This window comes from Shewanella sp. UCD-KL12 (assembly GCF_001957125.1).
GTDB lineage: Bacteria > Pseudomonadota > Gammaproteobacteria > Enterobacterales > Shewanellaceae > Shewanella.
On record NZ_MPHJ01000023.1, the window covers coordinates 19,053 to 43,533 of the forward strand.

The 24,481-nt window shown below is 43.6% G+C and carries 15 protein-coding genes and 1 riboswitch; of the genes, 7 read left to right on the top strand and 8 right to left on the bottom strand.

The window, feature by feature from the left end:
- The first annotated feature begins 1 nt into the window (after window position 1).
- Window positions 2-1,222 carry a phosphoenolpyruvate carboxylase gene (locus BM736_RS23230; protein WP_076416666.1) on the top strand — a complete coding sequence of 407 codons (1,221 nt, stop codon included), beginning with the start codon at window positions 2-4 and terminating at the stop codon, window positions 1,220-1,222.
- A gap of 499 nt (window positions 1,223-1,721) precedes the next feature.
- Window positions 1,722-2,987: a dicarboxylate/amino acid:cation symporter gene (locus BM736_RS23235; protein WP_076416667.1), complete on the top strand. Its 1,266-nt coding sequence runs from the start codon at window positions 1,722-1,724 to the stop codon at window positions 2,985-2,987.
- Between the two features lie 105 nt (window positions 2,988-3,092).
- On the opposite strand, the gene BM736_RS23240 is transcribed toward BM736_RS23235, so the two are convergent.
- The 3 genes from BM736_RS23240 to BM736_RS23250 all read right to left on the bottom strand — a co-directional run bounded on the left by BM736_RS23240 (window position 3,093) and on the right by BM736_RS23250 (window position 7,694).
- Complete coding sequence (locus tag BM736_RS23240; RefSeq protein WP_083700511.1) at window positions 3,093-3,863, bottom strand: ABC transporter substrate-binding protein; 771 nt, start codon at window positions 3,861-3,863, stop codon at window positions 3,093-3,095.
- A gap of 376 nt (window positions 3,864-4,239) precedes the next feature.
- Window positions 4,240-5,622 (bottom strand): sigma-54 dependent transcriptional regulator, encoded by a 1,383-nt coding sequence (locus tag BM736_RS23245; RefSeq protein ID WP_076416668.1) that lies wholly within the window; start codon window positions 5,620-5,622, stop codon window positions 4,240-4,242.
- Window positions 5,619-7,694 carry an ATP-binding protein gene (locus BM736_RS23250; RefSeq protein ID WP_083700514.1) on the bottom strand — a complete coding sequence of 692 codons (2,076 nt, stop codon included), beginning with the start codon at window positions 7,692-7,694 and terminating at the stop codon, window positions 5,619-5,621. The genes BM736_RS23245 and BM736_RS23250 overlap by 4 nt, the downstream gene beginning before the upstream one ends.
- Before the next feature lie 399 nt (window positions 7,695-8,093).
- Here BM736_RS23250 and BM736_RS23255 point away from each other — a divergent pair, with 399 nt between their 5' ends.
- Window positions 8,094-9,881 carry a flavocytochrome c gene (locus BM736_RS23255; RefSeq protein WP_076416669.1) on the top strand — a complete coding sequence of 596 codons (1,788 nt, stop codon included), beginning with the start codon at window positions 8,094-8,096 and terminating at the stop codon, window positions 9,879-9,881.
- A 268-nt stretch (window positions 9,882-10,149) separates the two neighbouring features.
- Here BM736_RS23255 and BM736_RS23260 read toward each other — a convergent pair whose 3' ends face one another.
- Window positions 10,150-11,139 (bottom strand): class 1 fructose-bisphosphatase, encoded by a 990-nt coding sequence (locus BM736_RS23260; RefSeq protein WP_076416670.1) that lies wholly within the window; start codon window positions 11,137-11,139, stop codon window positions 10,150-10,152.
- Between the two features lie 434 nt (window positions 11,140-11,573).
- On the opposite strand from BM736_RS23260, the gene BM736_RS23265 reads away from it, so the two are divergent.
- Window positions 11,574-13,718: a DPP IV N-terminal domain-containing protein gene (locus BM736_RS23265; protein WP_372828713.1), complete on the top strand. Its 2,145-nt coding sequence runs from the start codon at window positions 11,574-11,576 to the stop codon at window positions 13,716-13,718.
- Window positions 13,719-13,943: 225 nt separating this feature from the next.
- Here the strand turns inward: BM736_RS23265 and arcA are convergent, their stop codons facing one another.
- Window positions 13,944-14,663, bottom strand: coding sequence for a two-component system response regulator ArcA (gene arcA / locus BM736_RS23270; RefSeq protein WP_076416672.1), 720 nt, complete (start codon window positions 14,661-14,663; stop codon window positions 13,944-13,946).
- Between the two features lie 577 nt (window positions 14,664-15,240).
- Between arcA and BM736_RS23275 the strand changes: the two genes are divergently transcribed.
- The 3 genes from BM736_RS23275 (at window position 15,241) to BM736_RS23285 (ending at window position 18,786) form a co-directional block, all read left to right on the top strand.
- Entirely contained in the window at window positions 15,241-15,699 is a 459-nt protein-coding gene (locus BM736_RS23275; RefSeq protein ID WP_076416673.1) for a DUF3293 domain-containing protein, read from the top strand.
- Window positions 15,700-15,924: 225 nt separating this feature from the next.
- Window positions 15,925-16,099, top strand: a riboswitch (Lysine riboswitch).
- 147 nt (window positions 16,100-16,246) lie between these two features.
- Window positions 16,247-17,596, top strand: coding sequence for a lysine-sensitive aspartokinase 3 (lysC, locus tag BM736_RS23280; protein ID WP_076416674.1), 1,350 nt, complete (start codon window positions 16,247-16,249; stop codon window positions 17,594-17,596).
- Between the two features lie 83 nt (window positions 17,597-17,679).
- A complete protein-coding gene (locus tag BM736_RS23285; protein ID WP_076416675.1) occupies window positions 17,680-18,786 on the top strand; it encodes a succinylglutamate desuccinylase/aspartoacylase family protein in 1,107 nt (368 codons plus the stop codon).
- A 124-nt stretch (window positions 18,787-18,910) separates the two neighbouring features.
- Here the strand turns inward: BM736_RS23285 and BM736_RS23290 are convergent, their stop codons facing one another.
- From BM736_RS23290 to rluA, 3 genes are all read right to left on the bottom strand, one after another.
- Window positions 18,911-22,765, bottom strand: a complete 3,855-nt coding sequence (locus BM736_RS23290) for a S8 family serine peptidase (protein ID WP_076416676.1) — start codon at window positions 22,763-22,765, stop codon at window positions 18,911-18,913.
- Window positions 22,766-22,967: 202 nt separating this feature from the next.
- Window positions 22,968-23,429, bottom strand: a complete 462-nt coding sequence (gene asnC / locus BM736_RS23295) for a transcriptional regulator AsnC (RefSeq protein ID WP_076416677.1) — start codon at window positions 23,427-23,429, stop codon at window positions 22,968-22,970.
- A gap of 273 nt (window positions 23,430-23,702) precedes the next feature.
- Window positions 23,703-24,380 carry a bifunctional tRNA pseudouridine(32) synthase/23S rRNA pseudouridine(746) synthase RluA gene (gene rluA, locus BM736_RS23300; protein WP_076416678.1) on the bottom strand — a complete coding sequence of 226 codons (678 nt, stop codon included), beginning with the start codon at window positions 24,378-24,380 and terminating at the stop codon, window positions 23,703-23,705.
- Window positions 24,381-24,481: the final 101 nt, after the last annotated feature.

Here is a 24,481-nt window from a genome sequence, read left to right on the forward strand (position 1 = left end):
TATGAGCAATAATTTACATCAGGCGGGTGCCAAGTTGTTAAGGCAGTTGGGCCGTCATGCCGATCTGGTCATGGATGTATACCTGTCGGGCTCAGTGCGAGAAGACGGTGACAATGCCGCTGATATTGAGAAGCTGCGAAAAAGTGAGATCCTATGGCGACCCGAAGCGGATCAAGAGCTGCGTCTCAAGCGTTCGGTACGTGCTTTACTGGAAGAAGCGCTTAGTGATGAGCGTAACCGTCAGATTGACTCCAATGTAGGCTCTTCACTGGCCAGTATTAAGACTTTAGCGGATCACTATAAAGAGGCTCGTCAGAACGTCGATTACAGTGCCTCAGAAGCTTACCTTGCCGATCTTAGCGAGCATGTGTATAGCTTTGCTGAGGGGCTTAGATACTCTATACGCGTGCTGTGGAGCCGTATTAATAACGAATTTGGTTATGTTGGAACTATCAATGCCAAGATTCGTGAAAATGAGCTGGCTCAGAGCCAAGTTTCAGAGTTGCTTAACGGCCTAGAGATGTTCCAGTTTAGTGAGCTCGGTGAGATTGCGGGCGATATTCGTGAGTTACGAAGATTACTGGTTACCACGCTGCAGGAGACCTTGAGTGACTGCACTCAGGAGCTCAGTGTGGTGCAGGGACGTTTACTTGAGCTACTTGGCCGTTTCCGTCAAATTCGTGGCCGTACACGTTTACTTAAAGGTTGGTTACTCTATACCGATCTTCACCCTGATTATCGTCCGGATGATCACGTCAGTCACAAACAGTTACCAACCCTGTTTAATCGAGCCGAGGCGATATTAGCGCCAGCAGCAGTCGATGTCAGTAACACAGGTTATGAGCCAGAGCTGCTTGATATTGTCTCTCGATTGAAAGCTATCACTCGCTTACCTTCTGAGAAGCAGACTTTGGGTCATGATGTGTCTGTGTCCCTGGCCGAGACTGAAGATTTTGATATCCCGGATAACCCATTAAAGCTAGCTGTCGATCAATATTTCTGTAGTGTCATTGATTCGGGTCGCAGCCAGTCGGCGCTGACTTATCTTAATGAGCAGGCATTGTCTTGGGATAGTGAAAGCTGGCTCTACCAAGTTATCTGCGGCTATGAAGGTTTACCTGAGGAGCATAGAGCTTACTTTGAACTAGAGCCTATAGGTCAATCAGACTCTGTCTATAGTGGTAATTTCATTATTCGAGATGTGGAGTTAGGTTTAGCTTAAATACTTAAACTTTTCCTTATATTGAATCATGAAGCGCAAATATAATCGCTTAATATTAGCCGTCACTGTAGTAACTTTGACGGCTTTTATTTTGAGCGATATTCATCATGAACATCCTTAGTTATGCATATGTATAGTTTCTCTATCTGTTTTGTGTTTTTATGGTGGTGATTTCCTCTCTGCCATCCCTATTTGGTGGTGTTATTCACTGGTTTGTGTGCTGTGGTATTTTGTTTTGTGTTAACTAGTTGGTGGTTATGTAAAATTTAAAATCTCCTCATACTCCTTGTTTTCCTTTATGTGTAAGTAAACATAGTCATTGTCGATTTAGTTGCTTTTTTGTAACTTTGTTGCTCGCCTCAATTGTGGTTGAAATTGTGTTCAGCATGATTCACTATCACTGTCCACAAGCGGGGTAGAACCCCCAAATATAAGCATCGATACAGATGCAAAATGAAGAAAGCATACATAAATGAGATGCTGAATCGAAGGCAGGCATATGACTAAATCACTTTCATCACGGATCTTTATTGGTCTGTTTTCCGGATTAATATTCGGTTCCATCATTCAATACCTACTTGGGGACGTAAGTTTCTTCTCTGGCACTGTGGTCGAAATAGCCTCCGGTGTGGGTACCATGTTCGTTAGCATGATCATGATGCTGGTTGTGCCTTTGGTATTTGTCAGTATTGTTTGTGGTGTACTCGAGCTTAAAGATCTTAAAAGCTTTGGTCGCTTAGGCGGTAAGACATTCAGTTTCTATATCATCAATACTGTAGTGGCAATCTTTGCTGCTTTAGCCGTAGCGTTATTGCTTCAGCCTGGGTTGGGCGTCGATATGTCAGGTGGTACTGGCGCAACAATCACAGCAACAGAGTTACCTAACCTTGTTCAATTGATTGTAAACATAGTGCCAAGTAACCCAGTTGCAGCGTTTAGCTCAGGTAATATGCTGCAAGTGATCTTTATGGCGCTACTTGTTGGTGGCGTACTTAAGTCTTTAGGTAATGCGGCTCCTCTGCTGGTACAGGGCTTTCAGGAAGGCAATAAGCTAATGATGAAGCTCATCACTGTTGTGATGCAGCTGGCACCTATCGGTGTATTCGCCTTGATGCTTAAGCTTGGTGCAACATTGGAAGCGGGCATCTTCTTGAGTGTTGTCGAGTACCTCGTTGTTATCTTAGGCCTGTTACTACTGTGGATATTTGTTGTTTATCCGATGGCTGTAGGTGCTTTCACGTCGGTATCAGCCAGTGAGTTCCGTGCTAAGACCCGTGAGCAGATCCTCTTCTCGCTATCGACAGCGAGTTCAAATGCAACCATTCCAGTGACTATGCGCACCCTGACTGAAAAAATAGGCGTTAAGCGCTCTGTTGCAGGTTTTGGCGTACCGCTAGGTGCGACGATGAATATGGGTGGTGTATCTATCTATATCACTATCGCTATCTTCTTTGTGGCCAATGCGTTTGGTGCACCTATAGCGATGGAGCAACTACCTGCACTGCTATTTAGCATCTTCTTACTGTCTGTTGGCGCCGGTGGTGTACCAGGTGGTGGTATGGTAATGATTGGTGTGCTTATTCACCAGATGGGTCTACCGGTTGAAGCTTTTGCTATTGTTGCAGCCTTGGATCGCTTAATTGATATGGTACTGACTTCATGTAATGTTGTGGGTGATGCGGCAGTATTGACAATAGTTGATGCGACTGAGCAGATACATGAGAGCACAGAGCAAGTGACTGCTCAAGCCGCTAAACAAGCTTAATCGCAATTGTTGGTATCGTTAAGCTGATACATCTCATTAGAGAAGCCCATTGACCTAATTAGAAGGTTTATGGGCTTTTTTATTGGTGTCATCTAATAACTTTATTCACTGATACTTAGCGAGTATTTTTTGGTAGCGACTGTCGCCTTCCTCAGGGGAAGGGCGCTTAAGCTTATCTAGCGCCTCTTGAAAGCGAGAGACGAGTTCAGGGTCTATGTCTTTACTAAACGCAAAGAACAGCTCGCTTTGCTTTAGGGTGAATACTGAGGTGAACAGCTTTAGATCTAATTCTGCTTTATTGAGATACCAATGAGCGACTCTCTCCTCATACGCCCAGAGTTTAATCCGCCCTTTATAGAGCATTTTAGCTAAGGAGTCGGCGCGATGAGCACGTCTAATACTGCTTTTAGGGGTACCAAGAGAGAGCAGCAGCTGTTCTCCAATATCATCCTTTATTGTGCCTATGGTGTAGTTTGGTAACTGTTGAGGGGACTGGATCTCTATCTGGTTATTAGCTAGGCCGAGTAACACGATATTAGTATGAGTGATTGGTCCAGCCCATTGAAAAAGGGCTTCACGTTCTTGGGTTCTTGTGGTCGAAAGCAATACCTGATTCGAGCCTTTAACTAGCATTTGATAGGCTCTTGGCCACGGAAATAGGCCAATTTTGATATCTTGAGGAGCTTCATTCAACTCTATAAGTACTTCATAGAGCAAGTCTACTGCAATGCCTTTGAGTTCACCGTCTTCTAGGTAGTTGTATGGGGGGTATGATTCAGTCAGATACTCTAATTTTGTGAAGTCATCACTTTGCGCTGTAAAAGGATACAGTGAAAGTAAGCAATATAAGCAAGCTGATATTACAAGCTTTATCATTGTAGTTGTTACCAGTTGTTAACTGAGCACACTTGTTAGTGTAACAATATTATGCTTGATAGGTTAATACTGTTTAGCGCCGTCACTATTGGTGAGTATAAAGGTTTTTACGTTAACCAATTGAAAAGGGAGCTTTATTCTTGTTTTTATTGTAAAGGATTAAGGTGTTGATAATTTTTTTGATCTTGAAAAAATTTTAACCGAGTCCTGTAACTGTTGCGCTTCATTTAGCTCTGGTATTGCTATCAGTGAGTGAGCTTGAAATTGGGCTCACTCACTTACGATGAGTTGATAGGTTTAAGGGGTTAAGGGGTTAAGGGGTTTAAGGGTTTAAGTATTTAAGCATTAGCAGAATCTGCTATGACTGCAGCTCTGGTTATTTGTCTTTTGTAATTCTTCGGCTCAGTGCACTTTGACTGATACCCAACATCTGCGCTGCCACAGTTTGATTGTTAGCGGTACGACTCATAGCCTCATCAATGAGTGCTTGGCTCATTTGGGCGAGTGTCGGCAAGTTTTTTGGAAAGTGCAGTGTATCCGTTTGCTGGCTTACTTCATGCTTATGCTCATTGATAGCCTCCATAAAGGGAGTGATATTGAGCTGCACGCCATCGCTTCGGCTGACTCCATCAAATACCATACCTTTAAGCTCGTGCAGGTTACCTGGGAATTGGTATTCGGCCAATTGGTGTGCGAGGTTCATTGGTTGCTGAGGTGCTTCTAACCCCATCTCTTTTGATGCCATCTGTATAAAATGGTTGATCAACATAGATAGATCGAGTTTTCGCTCACGTAGTGGCGGCAGTTTTATCTTGTGAGAGCGAAGCCTGTATAGAAGATCACTGCGAAACTTACCATTTTGGTTTAGTGCCAGCAGATCGTGTTGAGTTGAGGTCACTATTTTACAGTTAACTGGATAGGGACGGTCGCTTCCTACTGGGTAATACTGTTTATGCTCGATGACATCGACCAGCTTAGCTTGTGCTTCTAGCGGAAGGTCGCCTATCTCATTGAGATAGAGCAAGCCTGACTGAACTTGGTGAAGTGCTCCAGCTTGCGCGCTAACTTGGCCGTCATCAAAGATCGTAATTTGTCCAAAAAGTTGTAATTCAAATGCGCTAGTATTAATGCCTGAAAGGTTAATATTGATGAAAGGGGCATCTTGGCTCGTTAGCTGATGGCATGATTTAGCAAACTCATCCTTACCTGTGCCGCTCTCACCGTAAATAAGAATAGGCTCTGGACTATGTGCTACTGCTTCTAAGTAGCGAAATTGATCCAGCAGTACCGGCTCACAGGTCAGAATATTGTTAAAGACCTCTGGTTGACTCAAGGTGCGACTTAGAAAGCTCTCTTTAATTCTTAAGTAGTTCCTTTCAAGCCCAACTACCTCGAGTGCTCTTCTTACTGTTCTGGCGAGATCGTCGACATTATCAGTCTTGATAAAATAATCATAAGCACCATTTTTGATACAACGCACCGCAGTATCGACTTCGTTCACACCTGTTACTATGATGACTCGGGTTTTAGGGAAGTGAGTGCGAATCATCTCCAAAATGGTTTCACCAGAGTGAAATGGCATGGTGAGATCGAGTAATACCAATGCATAGTCACTGAGCGCAAGTCTATTCTCAACCTGCCTACTGTCAACGCAGGTATCTATATGTGCTTCAGGCACAAGACGGTTTAATGTGATCGCTAAGCTTCTAAGCCATGAAGGTTCATCGTCAACTAAGAGGATATTTCTTGCTAACTTCACTGGTATTGCTCCAAATGTTGGGCTGACTTTAATTCTGCAGCAGAGGTAAAGAGTATTTTAATACTGGTGCCATAACCAAGCCTTGAGGTGAACTGCATTTCAGCTTGATGTTCTTTAATGATCCGACTGCACACAGATAAACCTAAACCACTGCCACCACATGAACGTCTAGTGGTAAAAAAAGGCTCAGTGATACGTTGTAAGGTCGTGCTATCCATACCCGCTCCAGTATCACTCACTATGATAAACACAGCGCTATCAGTGATACCTGTTTCAATTGAAATGACGTTTCTATCTTCATCATCGATACCGTTAGGGTTGCAAGCGTGGCAGGCGTTTTGTATGAGATTAATCAGCACTTGATGAAGCTGTTGAGCATCGCCAAGAATACAAGGGGACGGATCGGCTAACTGGATATTGAGCTTAAATACTTTGGTCTGATTAGCCGTTAACCTAACTGATACCCTCACGACCTCATTGAGGTCAATTATTTGATGCTCATCGGTAATATTAGGCAGAGCGTAGCGTTTAAGGTCATTAACGATGCGGCTAATTCTATTCGCACCCTCTTCGATAGTGATACTGCTCTGGTTAAGCTCTGTCAGTGCATGCTGCGGCTCTAAACCTGCTACGAGCCAAAAAGGGTTCTGTTTTTGGTATGTATCTGCAGCGAGCTGTAAGTCTTTTAATGCATCATTAAAAAAGGCGATTGAATGAATGATAATCCCTGTTGGGTTATTAATTTCGTGGGCAATGCCAGCTGAAAGCTCCCCTAGAGAAGCGAGGCGACTGGCCTCATCATTCGCTTGTCTTAACTTGTGTTGCTCTGTGGCTTCTTCCAGCAAGATAACTGCTTGGTCGTCACCAATTGAGTGGATCTGAAGTTGCCAATATTGGGAGCGATATACCATATCTGCAATGAGTGAGTTTTGGCTATCCAGTACTTGGGTTAAATATGTGCTCAAGGTAAATGAGTCGCCATGCAGAAAGTGAAAATCACTACTGGTTAGGAGTTCGTTGTTATTGTCATTACTCCAAAGCCTTTCACACTCCCGGTTTAGCAAGGTTACCCCATGAGGAATACCGTCGAGTACCGATTGGAACTGTTTCGATAGATTAGATATTTGATGTTCAGCCCTTTTTCTTTGGGCCAATTCGAGATTGAGCGCTAAGGTACGCTTTTTTAAACTTAGACTGATAAATCCCGTAAAAAGCATACCTAATGCTGAGATGATACTCACGATAATGGCGAGCCAAAACATTCTTTGTTGTGTGTTGGACAGATCGACCTTTTCTCGACCTGTACCGAACCACTTATTGACTAGCCTGTCATACTCGCCCGATAATTTTAGCTGTCTTAGTGCATCATTTATTTCACCCATCAGTGGTGCATTTTTATGGTTGCTGACAAAATTAAAGGCACCATAGATCAAAGGGTCGCTTGAGCTTCTGATTGAGGGGTAATGGGGGAGTAATCGTCTCGCTACAAAGTTTTCAGCTATCACCACATCGACCTCTCCGGCGATAAGGCGTTGAAATCCCGTTTCATAGAGGTCTACATCAACACGCTCAAACTCTTGAGTTTGGCCTGAGATATACACATCAACAAATGCGCCCTTTTTTATCGCGACTCGTTTACCTGCAAGGTCGTGCCAGCCATGGACAAAGGCTTTGCCTTGTAAGGTGTAAGCTTTCGCATGGGTCGCATAGATAGGATCAGACTGGCTTAGCTGTCTATCTATGGTGACAGGGCTGACTACAGCAATTACATCGATTGGACTCGTTTCATCATGTACATCAGTTAATAGCTGTTGAAAGGTTTTGCGCCTAACGACAATTTGATTATCGGTTAGTTGGCCAATGCGTCTCATAAGTTCTAAGTGAAAGCCCTGATCCACTCCGTTATTACGCCACTCTAATGGCGGAGTTTTAGAGTGAACGCCAAATATGATGTAGTCGTCATGATGTTTAGCCTGAGACTGTGGGCTAAACAGTACACAAAGTGCCAGCGCTGCTAATAGCGTTAGGCTGAGTGTGAAACGTAAAAAGGCTGTTATCCCAAAATATTTCATAATTTGAGCTTAGCATGTGAGCACATAGGGCGAAGAGTTCCAAAATGATTTTAACAGAACAGTTTCAATCTTATCGCCATTGTACACAGAGTTGATTAACTCTCATTGGGTTGAAATGTCACTTTGTGATCTGGCTATATATCCACTATGCAAATTTGCATAACAGCCTATGTATTTATGCATCTATGCATGGCTATGACGATGAGCTGTGAAGCGGCCGAGCTTTCTGTTTATAACTCTTTTAATGCGCTTGAGAAGGGGGACATTTGGGCGGAAGATTAACTCGAATTAGTGAGTTAACAATATCTGTAAGCTGATAGTTATCAGTTTCAGGAACTATAGAGATGAGCTGTTAAGCAGGGCAACGAAGAGTGCTAGGTTTAATAGTGAGGAGACGTGATGAAAAAGTTGAAAAGTGCAATTTGTATAGCTGCATTATTAGGTACAACTGGTTTTGCTGCTAATACACTAGCTGCCGATAACCTAGCTGATTTTCATTCTGAAAACCAGGAGTGTGAAAGCTGCCATACTGCAGATGGTGAGTTATCAAATGATAACCTTAGCCATGAAAACGAGCAGTGTGTTTCTTGTCACGGCACTATGGAAGAGGTCGCATTAGAGACTAAACATGAACATTACAATGCTCATGACTCCCACTTCCCTGGTGAAATAGCTTGTACTTCTTGTCACAGCGCTCACGAAAAATCTATGGTTTATTGTGACTCGTGCCATAGCTTCGATTTCGATATGCCATATGCTGCCAAATGGGAGCGTAATGAGCCAACTATTGCAGAGCTTGCAAAAGATAAGTCTGACCGTGAAGCGGCATTAGCAGCGGCGCCTCATGATACTGTGAATGTGGTTGTTGTCGGTTCTGGTGGAGCAGGCTTCTCAGCTTCTGTTGCAGCGCACGATAAAGGTGCATCCGTTATTCTTATTGAGAAAGAGCCTGTTATCGGTGGGAATGCCAAGCTAGCTGCTGGTGGTATGAATGCCGCGTGGACTGATCAGCAAAAAGCCAAAGGTATTGAAGATAGCGTCGAGTCAATGAGAAAGGACACCATGAAAGGTGGCCGCGATCTTAACAACCCTGAATTGGTTGATGTTTTAGTTTCTCACTCTAAGGGGTCTGTTGATTGGATGACAGATATGGGCGCGGATCTTAAAGATATCGGTCGTATGGGTGGTGCTTCTGCTAACCGTTCTCACCGTCCAACAGGTGGTGCTGGTGTTGGTGCTCATGTGATTCAGGTGCTTTATGATAACGCTGTTAAGCGTGATATCGATATGCGTATGAATACCCGTGGTATTGAGATCCTTAAAGATGACTCTGGTAAGGTGAAAGGCCTGCTAGTTAAAGGTATGTACAAAGGTTACTACTGGATTAAGGCTGATTCAGTCATTCTAGCTACTGGTGGTTTTGCTAAGAATAACGAACGTGTATCTAAGCTAGATCCAAAACTAAAAGGCTTCGTATCGACTAACCAACCTGGTGCTACAGGTGATGGTATTGATGTAGCGGGTAACGCAGGCGCAGCAATGCAAGATCTGCAATATATTCAGGCTCACCCAACGCTTTCTGTTAAAGGTGGTGTGATGGTGACTGAAGCGGTACGTGGTAATGGTGCGATTTTGGTTAACCGTGAAGGTAAGCGATTCGTTAATGAAATCACGACCCGTGATAAAGCGGCGGCTGCAATCCTTGAGCAAACAGGTAAAACGGCTTACTTGATTTTTGATGATTCAGTACGTAAGTCACTGAAGAAAATCGATAAGTACATCGGTCTAGGCGTAGTACCTTCTGCAGACTCTCTGGTTAAACTTGGTAAGCTTGAAAATATAGATGGTAAAGCACTGACTGAGACAGTTGCACGCTACAACAGCTTAGTGACTAGCGGTAAAGATACTGACTTTGAGCGTCCTAACCTACCTCGTGCTCTGAACGAAGGAAACTACTATGCAATTGAAGTGACTCCAGGTGTTCACCACACAATGGGCGGTGTTAAAATTGACTCTAAAGCTGAGATCATGAATGCCAAACAGCAAGTTATTCCTGGCCTATACGGTGCTGGTGAAGTTACTGGTGGTGTCCATGGTGCTAACCGCCTAGGTGGTAACGCGATCTCTGATATCATCACCTTCGGTAGACTAGCTGGTGAAGAGGCTGCTAAATACTCTAAGAAGTAGCGCTAGAAGTAGCGCTGATAAAGAGTTATAGGAAATAGCTGACTGCTTTCATCCCCACAGTCAGCTTCATCTCCGAAAATACCGTTATCACTACTTTTAGTTAAGTGGATAGCGGTATTTTTTTGTCTCGAGTCTCCTCAAAGATAGTAATAAAAGAGGCACAAAAAAAGAGCCGCTAAATGCGACTCTTATCTATTCTATTCTGTTCGAACCTCGAACCTCGAACCTCGAACCTCGAACCTCGAACCTCGAACCTCGAACCTCGAACCTATACCTGTGGCTCTTCGCTGTAATCTTGAGTGTGGTACTCAAGGCAAGCATCTACTTCATTGGCTGAACCTAAAATCACCGCTACTCGCTGGTGGATCTCACTTGGGTCGATATCCATGATAGATTCATAACCTGTAGAGGCTTTACCACCTGCCTGTTCAACTAGGAACGACATAGGGTTAGCTTCATACATCAGTCTAAGCTTGTATGGCTTTTCAGGATTCTTGTTGTCTGTTGGGTAGGTAAAGATACCGCCACGTGAAAGCACACGATGTACATCACCCACCATGGCCGCGATCCAGCGCATGTTGAAAGACTTTTCTCGTGGGCCGATTTGACCTAGAAGTAGATCGGCAATATAGGTCTGCATCGGCGCTTCCCAGAAACGTTGATTAGACATGTTTATGGCGAACTCACCGGTATCTTTGCTGATCGACATCGCTTCAGTGGTGAGTAGGTACTCATTGGTTTCTGGGTTTAACGTAAATAACTGCACACCTTTACCAGTGGTTAGCGCTAACATAGTTGATGGACCGTAAAGTACGTATCCAGCAGCAACTTGTTTACGTCCCGCTTGCAGGAAGCTTTGTTCGCTTAGCTCGCCTTTAGGGGCTGGCAGTACTGAGAAGATAGTGCCAACTAGTGAGTTAATATCGATATTAGATGAGCCATCAAGTGGATCGAAACAGACTAGGTAGTCACCTTCTGCGCCCACTTCGACGATGAAATCTTCCTCTTCAGAGGCTAGGCCGCGTACAGTACTATCTTTGTCTAGCGCATCTTTAAGCATGTCATTAGTAATAACATCAAGCTTCTTTTGGGTTTCCCCTTGAACATTTTCTTGCTCAGTTGCACCTAGTACACCCGCTAGTGCGCCATGGCGTACAGCGTGGCTAATCTCTTTAGATGTGTTAGCTAAGGTATGAATTAGCTGAGTTAAAGAAGCATCAACCCCTTGAGAGGTCAGGTTTTGGGCCAAGGTCTGCATGTTTTTTCCTATGACAATTTCGAGCTAAACTCGAGTTTGAGGTCAGGTAAAGTGGGTAATTTTTTATTTGGCGCGATCATACCTGAGATTGAACTTTTTTTCAGCGTAGCAAGGAGTCAAATTATATCTTCGATCGCAATTTTTGTTTTCTGTAAGTTTAGTGCACAATGTTATCGATATTTATTTCATCATCGCACGATCTGTTTCTCAACTATTTCTTAGATGTTTCATTGAGCTGAAGAGATAGATAAAAGTGGTCAGCTTTGATGTGCAGTTAATTTCAAATCCAGGAAATAATAATGACAACAAAATGGATGAGAGCTCTTCTTCTCACAGCGCCTATGATCTTATCAAATTCTGCTTGCTCAAATTTAACCTCGAGTTCGAGTGTTAATTTAAATTCTAGCTCTATTGAAAACCCGCAGGAGGGGGGAATGACCCCTCTGGCTATCGAGCGCCTTTATGATTCACCAGCCCTTGCTGGCAAAAGCCCTAGGGGACTTAAATTATCTCCTGATGGTAAACGTGTCACTTACCTTGCTGGGCGTAAGGATAACCAACATTTTTATGACCTTTGGCAGATGGATGTTGCCACAGGTAAGCAGAGTATCTTGCTTAATGCTGACAAGCTCACGATAGGTGAGCTTTCTGATGAAGAGAAAGCAAGACGTGAGCGCCAACGCATCTATGGTCAAGGGATCATGGAGTACTTTTGGGCTAAAGATAGCAAGGCGCTGCTCATTCCTGCCTCTGGTGTGCTCTACTATTATTCTCTCACTGATGGAAAGGTGAACCTGCTGCCGACAGGTGAGGGCTTTGTTACTGATGCTCGTTTGTCACCTAAAGGGCAATTTGTTTCATTTGTGCGAGAGCAAAACCTTTATGTTCTAGAGTTATCGACCAATAAAGTGACTGCGATGACTAATGATGGCGGCGGCGCTATCAAGAATGCGATGGCAGAATTTGTTGCCCAGGAAGAGATGGGGCGCATGACAGGGTATTGGTGGGCACCTGACGAGAGTGCTATCGCTTATACCCGTATCGATGAGTCAGCTGTTGAGCTAGTTACCCGTAACGAGATCTATGCTGATGGCATTAAGCTTACTGAGCAACGATACCCTTATGCAGGTAAAAATAATGTCGCCGTTACTTTAGGTATTGTGACGTTAAAAGATGGGAAGGTGAGTTGGGTCGACTTAGGTGAAGAGCAAGATATCTACCTACCACGTGTTAAATGGTTACCTGACAGTCAACGCCTCTCCTATCAGTGGCAGAGTCGCGATCAGCAAACTCTGGATCTTAGGCTGGTATCAGTAGATAACACTAAAGTGTCTACTAATCTTGTTGAGGAGAGAAGTGATGCATGGATTAACTTGCACAATGATCTCCGCTTTTTAAAGCAGCAAGAAAGCTTTATTTGGGCCTCAGAGCGTGATGGGTTTAATCACCTTTATTTGATTGGCCTAGATGGTCAAGTCAAACAGTTAACATCTGGTGATTGGACTGTTGATGCGGTTGAATTAGTCGATGAGCAAGCGGGTTGGGTTTATTTTACTGGCCGCAAAACCATAGTGACGGAAAAACACCTATATCGTGTGCCTTTAACAGGTGGTGATATTGAAAGAATCAGTCAACGCAGTGGGATGCACTCGACGGTGTTTGCAGACAAAGAGGCGATCTATTTAGACTACTTTAATAGCCTGTCTCAACCTCCTCAGATCAGTCTCCATAATGCGACTGGAGAGCACTTAGCTTGGGTTGAGCAAAATAAAGTTGATAAACAGCATCCCTTGTATCCTTTTTTTGGTCAGTGGCAGATGCCTGAGTTTGGCCATATTAGCGCTGAAGATGGACAAGCTCTGCAGTACCGCTTATTTAAACCCACCAATTTTAGTGCGGACAAAAAATACCCTGTAGTTGTGCGAGTTTACGGTGGGCCCCATGCTCAACTAGTCGTTAATAGCTGGAGTGAGCATGATTACTTTACTCAATATCTATTGCAGCAAGGTTTTATTGTCTTTCAATTAGATAACCGGGGATCTGCGCATCGTGGTACTCAGTTTGAGCATGTTATCTATAAGCAGCTAGGTGAAGCGGAAGTTAATGATCAGAAATCAGGTGTCGACTACCTGCGGAGTTTGCCATTTGTGGATGGTGATAATATTGCTTTGTATGGCCACAGTTATGGCGGATACATGGCTTTAATGGGGCTATTTAAAGCACCTGATTACTTTAAGGCTGCTATATCGGGTGCACCAGTTACAGATTGGGCGCTCTATGATACTCACTACACTGAGCGATACCTGAGTCACCCAGAAAAAAATGCTAAGGGCTATGAAGCCAGCAGTGTATTCCCTTATGTCAAAGGGTATCAGTCGGGTCTATTGATGTATCATGGTATGGCTGATGACAATGTACTGTTTGAGAATAGCACTAAGGTTTACAAGGCACTTCAGGATGAAGGTAAGCTTTTTCAGATGATAGATTATCCCGGCTCTAAACACTCAATGCGAGGCAATAAAGTCAGAACTCATCTGTATCGCTCGCTTGCTGATTTCCTTGAGAGAGAGTTGAAGTAAAAAGTTGAAATAAGGTTCGAGCTGCGAGTTGCGAGCTAGAACCTAAGGGTTGTAAGCCCTAAGTTTTAAGTAAAGCTTAGGGCTTGAGCCTTATAGCTTTCTTAGATTCTAATACCGATTGGTATAAAAACTTTCTTAGCCTTTAGAAGCTTCCCAGCTCTATTCCATATACAAAAAAACCAGCCGTTAGGCTGGTTTTTTATGAGTTGGAATAAAGCGTTAGCTTTATGCCTCTTCTAAGTTACCACAAAAACGGTAACCTTCACCGTGGATCGTTGCGATGATCTCTGGCGTATCAGGCAAGCTTTCGAAGTGCTTACGGATACGGCGGATTGTTACATCAACAGTACGGTCATGTGGCTTAAGCTCGCGACCAGTCATCTTCATAAGAAGGTCGGCACGGCTAAGAATTTTACCAGGGTTCTCTACAAAGTGCAGCATAGCGCGGAATTCACTACGTGGCAGTTTGTAAGATTCGCCTTGTGGGCTAACTAAAGAACGGCTATTGATCTCTAAGCTCCAACCATTGAAGCGGTAGTATTCAACGCTGCTCTTATCTTCAGATTCAGCACCTGTGCTATTAACGCGAGTTAATAGGTTACGAGCACGAATAGTCAGTTCACGTGGATTGAATGGCTTAGTGATGTAGTCATCAGCGCCGATTTCAAGTCCTAAAATCTTGTCTACTTCATTATCACGGCCAGTTAGGAAGATAAGGCCGATGTTGTTAATTTCACGTAGTTCACGTGCTAACAGAAGACCATTTTTACCAGGAAGGTTGATATCCATTACAACCAAGTTGACTTTATTTTCCTGCATGGCTTTATGCATCTCTGCGCCATCATTGGCTTCAGTTACCACATATCCTTCAGCTTCAAAAATACTTCTTAGCGTGTTACGGGTAACGGCTTCATCTTCAACGATCAGAATGTGCGGGTTTTGCATATTTAATTACCTAATTTGTTCAAATCTGTTCTAACAATGAGTACATGCAACAACTTGCTGTGGCACTCAATCTCGTCATGCTGACTTATACTGCTCTACGTAGGTGCTTTCAAACCGGCTGAAACAACAACACACTTCCATGATTAGTAAAGTATGCGTATCTCAATAAATGGGAACGCGAACTGTATTTACTTCGATTAACAATAGTAGAGTTTAGTTCCCTCTATTTATTAATATTTTTGAAGTTAAAACGCGAAATTGGCGCCTGCTCACATTTTATACAGAATTCTGGCTAACTACTAAGTTTGATCTTAGCCCCAATTGTAACAAGGTGCATCGCATTTATCCGCGATGGTACAAGGAGCAACGTCATCTATTGTACTCGTTTTAGGCATTTGTTAACAAATGAAATGTTAACAAATTTACTTGTGGATTTGACCTATATCACACTAACCACTGTAAAGTGTTGAATTTTAAGGATGTTGAAAAATGAGCTTTGGTGATCTATATCACAGGGGTAGGAAGATTGGGTGAGTTTGCTATAATCATTTGAATCAAATAGAGGGATATAGTCCAGATGATCGACTCGAACAAGCGACTCCTGAATAAGAGACTGTGGCAACATTATCAGCAAACAGAGTTTCTTTTTACTCAAACATTATCGTCTCAGTTATCTTTTGCCATTATTACTGCTCACAATCCTAGAGGGCAGATCCTTACTTCTTGTCAAAACCGTCTTCTTGATAGACAACTCCAAAACGCCATTGAGCAATTTAGACTTCCTTATCGAGCCGTTGTTGGCACATCTGCAGATCAGTCTCATATGGAGAAGAGCTGGGCAGTCGCTATAGATAAACTGACGGCCATTCACTTGGGAATGAAGTTTAAGCAAAACGCTATCTATTTTATTGAGAATGGTCAGTTACATTTAGTTCCCTGTCTTTTTGAAGTTGGCCAACAACATGAAGAGATCACTATCGGTGAGTTTTCACCACGGGTTAAACTGGTGAGTGAATTACCTGATTTCGATTATTAACAAGAAGCTGTTTACTTTTTGAGAACCCGTTACTTAAGAGAATAGAAAATGATGCCCTCTCGTCGGCTTTATCTCTGCTTGGTGAAAGTTTTCCTCTAAACGAACACTGTTTTTTATACCTGCCGCTATTCTTTAGCCATTAAGTGACGTTCTGCCATTGACTTAAACTATCTAAATTTGATAATTTTCATTCTCCAAACTTCAGTTCATCTTTATGTCTAGGTTTGGTACAGAAGAGGAGCGTTAACTAGGTAGTAAGTCTGAAGAGCCCAAACTCTGATGATGGCTTATGAGGGAGGTTAGCGCCGAGGTATTGCAGTATTTGGATCTACTCAATATCGGTCGAAAGGGCTGAATCCCTTAGATTGTCACCTTTTATTGGTGGAGAGCTTCTGGTGGTGATTGCTGTTTCCCGTCTTTGGGCTGCGTATTCTTTGCACCAGGCTCTTCGAACGAAGTTAGTTCGGAGCGTGATCATGTTAGTTTTATACCCTTATTTATCTACAAATCAATTTTATCAGTATCTACTTTCTGTGGAGGCTGTGTAATGTCCCTAATAGTCGCAAAGTTTGGTGGAACTTCGGTTGCTGATTACTCCGCTATGAGTCGTTGTGCCGATATTATTCTTGCTAACCCTAATGCTCGAGTGGTTGTTGTTAGCGCATCGAGTGGTGTTACCAACTTATTAGTAGAGTTGACGCAAGAGCAAACGAGTGATGAGCGAAGAATGCAGCTCATCAAGCAGATCGCACACATTCAGTATCAGATCTTAGACGATCTCGGGCGGCCTCAAGAGTTAGCTGCACGTATCGATACAATATTAAGCCGCATTTCAGTGCTGAGTGAATCATTAAGCCAGAGCAGGGATAAAGCGACAACGGATGAGTTACTAGCTCAAGGTGAGCAATGCTCATCTGCGCTATTTGCTGCGGTTTTAAGAGAGAAGGGTGAAGCTGCTAGTGCGTTTGATGTTCGTCAGGTTATGCGCACCGATAGCCACTTTGGCCGCGCGGAACCACAAATTGAACAACTCGAAGCACTTGCTGGTGAGCATTTAGCACCGCTATTAACTAGTCAACGAATTGTAACTCAAGGCTTTATCGGTGCCGATGCTGCTGGCGCAACAACCACGTTAGGCCGTGGTGGTAGTGATTATTCAGCTGCACTATTGGCGGAAGCCTTAAAGGCCACTGCCGTTGAGATCTGGACGGATGTAGCAGGTATCTATACTACGGATCCTAGAATTGCACCAAAGGCGAGCCCTATTGCAGAAATAAGCTTTAATGAGGCTGCTGAGATGGCGACATTTGGTGCTAAAGTGCTTCATCCTGCAACTATTCTTCCCGCTGTTAGACAAAAAATTCAAGTGTTTGTGGGGTCTAGCAAGGAGCCTGAGCGTGGTGGAACCTGGATCCGCCATCAGGTGGAAGATGCCCCTGTATATCGTGCGGTTGCTGTTCGCCGAGATCAAACATTGTTAAACCTTCACAGCTTGCAGATGCTTCATGCACAAGGTTTTCTTGCTGAAACCTTTGCAACTTTAGCTAAGCATAAGATCAGTGTTGATTTGATCACGACTTCTGAAGTGAACGTGTCACTGACACTCGATAAGACAGGATCAGATTCTGCGGGTAACGGCCTACTGAGTGAATCCTTGCTGCAAGAGTTGTCACAACATTGTCGTGTGCGTGTTGAAGATGGTTTAGCTTTAATCGCTATTGTCGGTAATAAGATTGCATCAACACCGGGGGTTTGTCGTCGAGTATTTGAGGTTTTAGAGCCTCATAATGTGCGTATGATCTGCCAGGGGGCGAGTCCGCATAACTTATGTGTTCTGGTTGCTGAGTCTGAGGCTGCGCAAGTGGTAAGTGCTTTACACGAAAACCTGTTTGAGTAATGAACTCAAAGTATTACCTGTTGTAGTTCTGGGCTCTCGTTAACAAGGACGTCAGCCTAGAGTGATTATTTGAAGGATTGAAAATGAGCTTTACCCAATCATCGTTGAAGGTCGGTGAATTAGCGACTGGCCAAGATCTTACTGTACCTATATTTAACCATAAGTGCGGTCGTTCATCGGCACCGAGTGTCTACATTCAAGCGAATGTGCATGGGGCTGAGGTGCAGGGTAATGCCGTTATCTATCAGTTGATGAAGCGGCTAGAACAGTACACTCTTTGTGCTGATATCACCTTAGTGCCTCTGGCTAATCCGCTTGGGATTAACCAGAAAAGTGGTGAATTTACTTTAGGTCGCTTCGATCCCATCACAGGTGTAAATTGGAATAGAGAATATTTAGATCATAAAATCGATCTGGCTGCTTGGTTTGAGAGTCATAGCGCGCTGTCTGATAGTGAGATAATAGGAAAGTATCGAGCTATGCTGGTGGACGCGTGTCATGACCGCTTAAACTCTGAGTGGGGCGTAACTACAGGTCATCAACAGGCTGTGATGCTACAAACGATGGCACATCAGGCTGATATCGTCATTGATCTTCACACTGGCCCTAAATCCAGCAAGCACCTTTATTGTCCTGAATATGATGCCCATGCAGCATCGTTTTTCTCTATTCCATACACCTTATTCATTCCCAATGATTTTGGTGGTGCTATGGATGAGTCGGTCTTCTGCCCTTGGTGGCAACTTGCTGAGCATATGCGCTCAATGGGTCGTGACTTTGAAATACCCGTTTCAGCGTTTACCTTAGAGTTGGGTTCACAGGAGAATATTAATCTCGATGATGCCTTAGTGGATGCCGATGGTATATTGGCTTACTTAAGTGAGCGTGGTGTGATTGAGGAGCGGGTAAAGCCATTAGTTATGTCTCGTCATGCCTGCTATTTGAAGGATTATAAAAAGTATCACTCTCCTCTTGGGGGGATGGTCGAGTATTTGGCTGAAGTGGGGCAACCGATACCAGCAGGCGAGGCTTTGGCAAATATTTTACGTATAGACAAGTATGGTACCGATGAGGTGTTAACCCCGCTGAGTTTAAATCAAGACTGTGTGCCTATTCTTCATTTTGCTTCCGCTTCCGTATATCAGGGAACTGAGCTTTATAAAGTCATGACTAACGTGTTTGAGATATAGCTCAGTACTAATACCAATCTGAGTAAGTAGATATCTATTTGGAAGGTATTGGGGGCGTAAGATATAAAGAAGGGAGCCAAATTGGCTCCCTTTTTGTTTTACTACTGACTATATCAACTTGCCATTAACGCTTACGACGACGTAGGCCTGCAAGTGGAAGAAGTAGCATAGTTAACCAGCCTAGAGAGCCAGCACTATCCTCATCTCTCTCCTTCACTGTAAAGCTTGCAGAACCAGCTTCACTTTCAAGTGTGCCATCGCTAGCGACTACACTGAATGAGTATGTTCCTGCTTTAGTTGGAGTGATTCTGATATCTTCATCTGTCTCATTAAAGTCTACTGCATCACCTGCTGTCTGAGTCCACTTAAAGGTCAACTCATCACCATCTGCATCGAAAGCATTTGATTCGACCATAGTTGGGCGACCTGTAATGGTATTACCAGCACTTGGAGCCACTGTAGGCGCATCGTTAATGTTATTTACTGTAACAGTAACAATAGTTGGTGTTGATACATTACCCGCAGCATCTTCAGAGGTATAACTGAACGTATCTTTACCGAAGAAGTCATCATTCGGTGTATAAACCGCTGCACCATCTTCAGCTAAAGTTACGGTACCGTTTTCTGGCATATCTGCAATAGTTGCCTTACCTAGAGCACCATCTGGGGATACGTCAATAAGGCGCTGTGCATTGGCTGTCATGCCGTCGCCAGTCACTGAAACTCGAGCAACTTTTTGATCTGGCATGGTGTCATTTTCAAGTACATTGAGTTCGACACTGCTTTCTTCATCTGTTGTCGCAGTGTTTGCCTGACCGTGATTAAAGCTCGTCGCTTTGACCATGTAATCAATTTCAACGCTACCAGCAGCTGCTTGTTGCAGTTGTACATAATCGTCAGTGACGACAGTGTTACCCTCACCATTGTAATGGAAGGTAGTACCTACGCTGCCGCCAATATTTTCAGCACCGATAGTTACATTTTCAGGCATGTTTGGAATATCATGGTAGTTAAACCAGATATCTTCCTCTGCACCAGCCTTAATCCAGACACTAAACGTATAAGCATCACCAGATGTGTCGCCATAGACTTGGGCTTTGTTCCATTCGACTACAATCCAAGTATCGTCACCAGACTCGGCAAATTGAATTCCTAGCTGACCACCACCTGTGTCGCCAGATGTACCGTCAGATAGATCATAATCTGACCATAGTGGAGCTAAGATATTGTTTGGATTTGATGAATCAGGTAGCTCTTTGTTTAGGTAAGTGCCTGATGTAGTACCACCACCAACAATAACGATACCGTTATCAGAGATGGTTATGCTGTCGTATGTCGTACCGTTATACTTATATTCTGGCGTGCCAAAGGTAAATGCTTTTTCATCACAACCTTCGTCACAAGCTGGGACGTAAGCGATGCCTAAGTCGAAGATACTAGGGCTTGCTCCAGTTCCTTTTACTGAAGACATTTCAGGCAGATCAAGTTTACCAACCCAAGTTATTAAGCCTAGGTCTTCATTGACGTCAAAGCCATTTTGGTTAGCGCCATTGATGGTAACACTCACGTCATCTTTAGAGGTGAGTGCCGTTCCCTCTGGAGCATTTGCCGTTACGGTAACAGTATTTTCAAAAATAGAGTTGTTTACCACAGCCTTAATAGGGAACTCGTCGCTCGCTTTAATATCTGTAGCCGTTGTTACTGCAGAAATTAGGGATGAGTCGCTCGACTCTTTTGCCATAACTGCCAATGGAAGGTGGGCATCTTGCTTACCTTCATCACTCTTAATCATCACATTGCCAAAGATCCAAGAACCATATTCAGCAAATGTTGAATCAACAGTAACCATAAACTCAGCGGATGCACCTGCTTCAAGTTCAAGTGTTGATGGAGAAACGCTAACACCGGCACTATCTGCAGATGCTGACAGAGTCCATGATGTCGTTTCATCACTCTTGTTGTATACGGTACGAGTAAATGTACATGGACCAACACATGAGTCAGAAGCTACAGAAGGCTTATCAAAGGTTAGAATAGCCTTTGCTGCGGCATCAAGATCCATACGTCCAGCGCCCATAGCAAACGGCGATGCAGGCGTTTCAGCATCATCGTCAAGTACGCCACTCATATGTGCAGTAGAGGTTAGCGCCGTTTTAATATCATTGGCACTCCACTCTGGATGAAGTTGGCTCATAAGCGCAGCAGCACCGGCTACATGAGGACTGGCCATACTTGTACCCGTCATAGTGGTAAAGTCAGTCCCATCTTCATCTGGTGATGTTGCAGAAAGGATTGAGGTACCAGGAGCGGCTAAATCAGGCTTAAGAATATTTTGATTACCGTTCGGACCGCGTGAGCTAGAGGCATTTATGAGATCAGCAAGTGCCATATCCGAAATACGTTTTACTTCAGCGCCAATAGTACCCACTGTTTCATCGCCTAGCCCATCAATAACTGCAGCGCCATCAGCATCAGAAATCATTACGCCAGGTAATGTTGCATCTGGCATATACATGCTAATTGGTGCACCAGGCTTGCTGTTATAGACAACCATAGCTTTTGCACCTGCAGCTTCTGCATTTGCCGCTTTATCAGAAAATGCACATAGGCCACGAGAAATCAGTGCTATACCATCTTTAAAAGAGTCTGCAGGGAATGCAGAACAGCCTTCGAAGTTATCTGCGTTAATGTTAACTGCTGCGATAACAGGTAAAGAGATATCTTCGGTGAGTAGGCCGTTGTTAGCTTCAATCGCTAGAAGTTCATCGCCGCCAGCTGTAAACCCATTGGCAAAGAATCGACCGGTAGTGCTGTTAGCAACAGTTATTCCTGATTCGATACAACCAGGGCAGCCGATAGTTTGTGCGCCATTACCATCGTTACCTGCAGCGGTAACGACTACGACACCAGCAGCTTCAGCTGCTTCAAACATCGTCTTGTATGGGCTGTTTGCAGGATCGCCACCAGCGCCACCACCCCATGAGTTGTTGATAACGTCGGCACCATCATTAACAGCGTGCTCTAGAGCTTCCATCAACATGATATTTGAACCGCTACCACCAGAACAATCTTCTTTAGTAAAGAGCGCTTTATAAGACATCAAATATGCTGCAGGTGCGACACCAGAAAGCTCTACTTCTATGTCCTTGAATGTGGTTGAAACCTTGTTACCAACAGAGGTGCCTGCAACGTGTGAACCGTGACCGCCATAACCTAATGGGCTCATATGTTCATCGGCACATACAGCAAATGTTGGTTGAGACCAACGCGCAACAATCAGCTTGTCATTACAAAAGCTAGTATCGACCGTTGAACAGTAATCATCGGTAGGCATGTTGGCTGTAGGTTTGCTAAAACCTTCACCAGAAAACATTGGGTTTTCAGGGCGAATACCAGTATCAATGACCGCTACACGAATATCTTTACCCGCATTTTCCATGCCCGATACCGCTTCCCACATAGCAGCACTGTTGATGACCTCATGGGATGCGTCCATGCTGGTTTGGTACATGGTTTCAGGGTAAACAGATTTAACACCAGGCATAGCTGATAGCTGTTCAAGGGTAAGGCCTTGACCTACGAGCGTCACACCATTAAATAATGTTTTGAAATTACGCTCAACTTTAGCGTTTGGTGTAGCCTTTGAAAGTGCAGACTGAAAAGCTTGCTGCTCTGATTGAAGGTGACTCGCATAGCTTATAGCGGGTGCTGACTGGATATTTACTCGCTCACCCTTCTTAGTTGGAGCAGTCGCAGAGAATGTATCTATGCCACCCTGATATTTGGCAATAGCAGGAGATTCAAGTTCAACAATAAATCGCTGTGGTGCGCTCACAGCTGATTTAGACACTGCAGATTTTTTATAGTTATCTACTGAGGTGATCTCTGGAGAAAATTTATTAGCAGAGTATTCACTGCTTGCCATAGCTGCGCTTGATACCAGCGCGGCTGTTATAGCTATTGATAGTTTTGTTTTCACAACTTCTTCCTTGTCAACTGATGGCACAGATATAGTTACCGTGCAATGTCATTCATATGCTTTTGTTATTTTGTTGCCCCTATGTTGGGGTTGTGTAACTTGTAACACAAAAGCTTTACATATTTAACTTTGAAAGAGAAAAAAGTTGTAATTTACATTATTTAGTCTACTAAATAGACGAAATAACTTATTTCTATTTGTTCTATGGTTTTACCGCCCTAACAATGGGGTTTTGCAAGCTGATTAAAGTTTCTGTTGACTGAATCTCATCAATAGATTGAATACGATTAATGAGTACATGTTGCAAACCATCGATGGATTGGCACATTACCTTTACAAATACGCTGTAATTACCGGTGGTATAATAAGCTTCTACGACCTCTTCAAGTTCATTCAGTTTAGAGATAGCTGCAGGGTAGTCACCGGCACTCTTGAGATTGATACCGATAAAGCAGCAAACATCGTAGCCAAGTGCTTTAGGGTTAACGGTTATCTGTGCGCCAGTGATGATGCCAGCCTGCTTCATTTTTTCTACTCGAACATGGATCGTTCCTGCACTGACATTGAAGCGTTTTGCCAGCTCAGCAAAAGGCGTTCTAGCCTCTTTCATTAATGCGGATAAAATTTGGTTGTCCAGCTGATCACGTTGAAATGCGGTTTCCATAGTTAACTTATAATTTTAGTAATAATTAGATGTTAATTTACCCTTTACTTTGAGTATTTACTAGCTACAACTAAGCTTTGGTTATCATTTATGATTGTACTGTGAGGACTGAGAGCAAAATGAGAGTATGTAGTGAGAGGTATAGTGATTAAAGGCAGTAAAGTAGCCTCAATAATATTGAGGCTATCGTCTAAAGCAGAGCAAGTGGCGGTAGATAAGCTTGGATCTCGAAGTAATGAGGTATAAAGGTAAATAGATATGTCGAAATCTACATTACTGCTCGTTTACAGGATGTATAAATGAGGCCTCACAGTTGAAACTGAGTTCTTTTCCCGAGTAAGGCTGCTTAATTGTGAGTGCTTGGGCATGCAGTAATAAGCGACTTGATAGGCGTTTAGCTAAAGGATCTGCGTAAAAGTTATCGCCTAAAATGGGGTGCCCCATAGCCATCATATGCACTCTGAGTTGGTGAGAGCGGCCTGTGATAGGTGTTAATTTCACCAATGTGGAACGCTTAGCATAGCTTATCACTTCAAAGTGAGTGACAGATGCTTTACCAATGTCATGGTCGACTTTCTGTTTAGGGCGGTTAGGCCAGTCACAGATGAGGGGAAGTTCGATAGTTCCACTCTGTTGTTTCAGATGCCCTGCCACACGAGCAAAGTATGTCTTCTTGGTTTCTCTGTCTCTAAACTGCCTTTTCAACTCTTTTTCTGCATTTCGCCTAAGAGCGACAACAATGACACCAGAAGTAGACATATCGAGTCGATGAACTATCTGAGCATTTGGGTGTTCAGCAAGCACTCGGCTATATACGCTATCTTGATGTTCAGGAGCTCTTCCTGGTACGGAAAGTAATCCAGAAGGTTTATTTACAACCAAAATATCTTTATCTTGATAGAGTATTTCGAGCCAAGGTTCGGTTGGCGGGGCGTAAATAAAGTGGGACATAGGAACTGCCTTTGAGTGAATTCGGGGCAAAGATACCTTTTAGCTGATAGTTGAGGCAAGGTAAAAATCAACTCTATAGGCATTTCTTTTAATTATATAAC

Bases quoted from the DNA above. Each gene is read 5' to 3' on its own strand.
- BM736_RS23260 (WP_076416670.1), bottom strand. From the start codon at position 11,139: ATGCAGACCTTGGCCCAAAACCTGACCTCTCAAGGGGTTGATGCTTCT.
- BM736_RS23235 (WP_076416667.1), top strand. From the start codon at position 1,722: ATGACTAAATCACTTTCATCACGGATCTTTATTGGTCTGTTTTCCGGA.
- asnC (WP_076416677.1), bottom strand. From the start codon at position 23,429: ATGGAAACCGCATTTCAACGTGATCAGCTGGACAACCAAATTTTATCC.
- BM736_RS23275 (WP_076416673.1), top strand. From the start codon at position 15,241: ATGATCGACTCGAACAAGCGACTCCTGAATAAGAGACTGTGGCAACAT.
- BM736_RS23250 (WP_083700514.1), bottom strand. From the start codon at position 7,694: ATGAAATATTTTGGGATAACAGCCTTTTTACGTTTCACACTCAGCCTA.
- lysC (WP_076416674.1), top strand. From the start codon at position 16,247: ATGTCCCTAATAGTCGCAAAGTTTGGTGGAACTTCGGTTGCTGATTAC.
- BM736_RS23230 (WP_076416666.1), top strand. From the start codon at position 2: ATGAGCAATAATTTACATCAGGCGGGTGCCAAGTTGTTAAGGCAGTTG.
- BM736_RS23285 (WP_076416675.1), top strand. From the start codon at position 17,680: ATGAGCTTTACCCAATCATCGTTGAAGGTCGGTGAATTAGCGACTGGC.
- rluA (WP_076416678.1), bottom strand. From the start codon at position 24,380: ATGTCCCACTTTATTTACGCCCCGCCAACCGAACCTTGGCTCGAAATA.
- BM736_RS23265 (WP_372828713.1), top strand. From the start codon at position 11,574: ATGACCCCTCTGGCTATCGAGCGCCTTTATGATTCACCAGCCCTTGCT.
- BM736_RS23255 (WP_076416669.1), top strand. From the start codon at position 8,094: ATGAAAAAGTTGAAAAGTGCAATTTGTATAGCTGCATTATTAGGTACA.
- arcA (WP_076416672.1), bottom strand. From the start codon at position 14,663: ATGCAAAACCCGCACATTCTGATCGTTGAAGATGAAGCCGTTACCCGT.
- BM736_RS23240 (WP_083700511.1), bottom strand. From the start codon at position 3,863: ATGATAAAGCTTGTAATATCAGCTTGCTTATATTGCTTACTTTCACTG.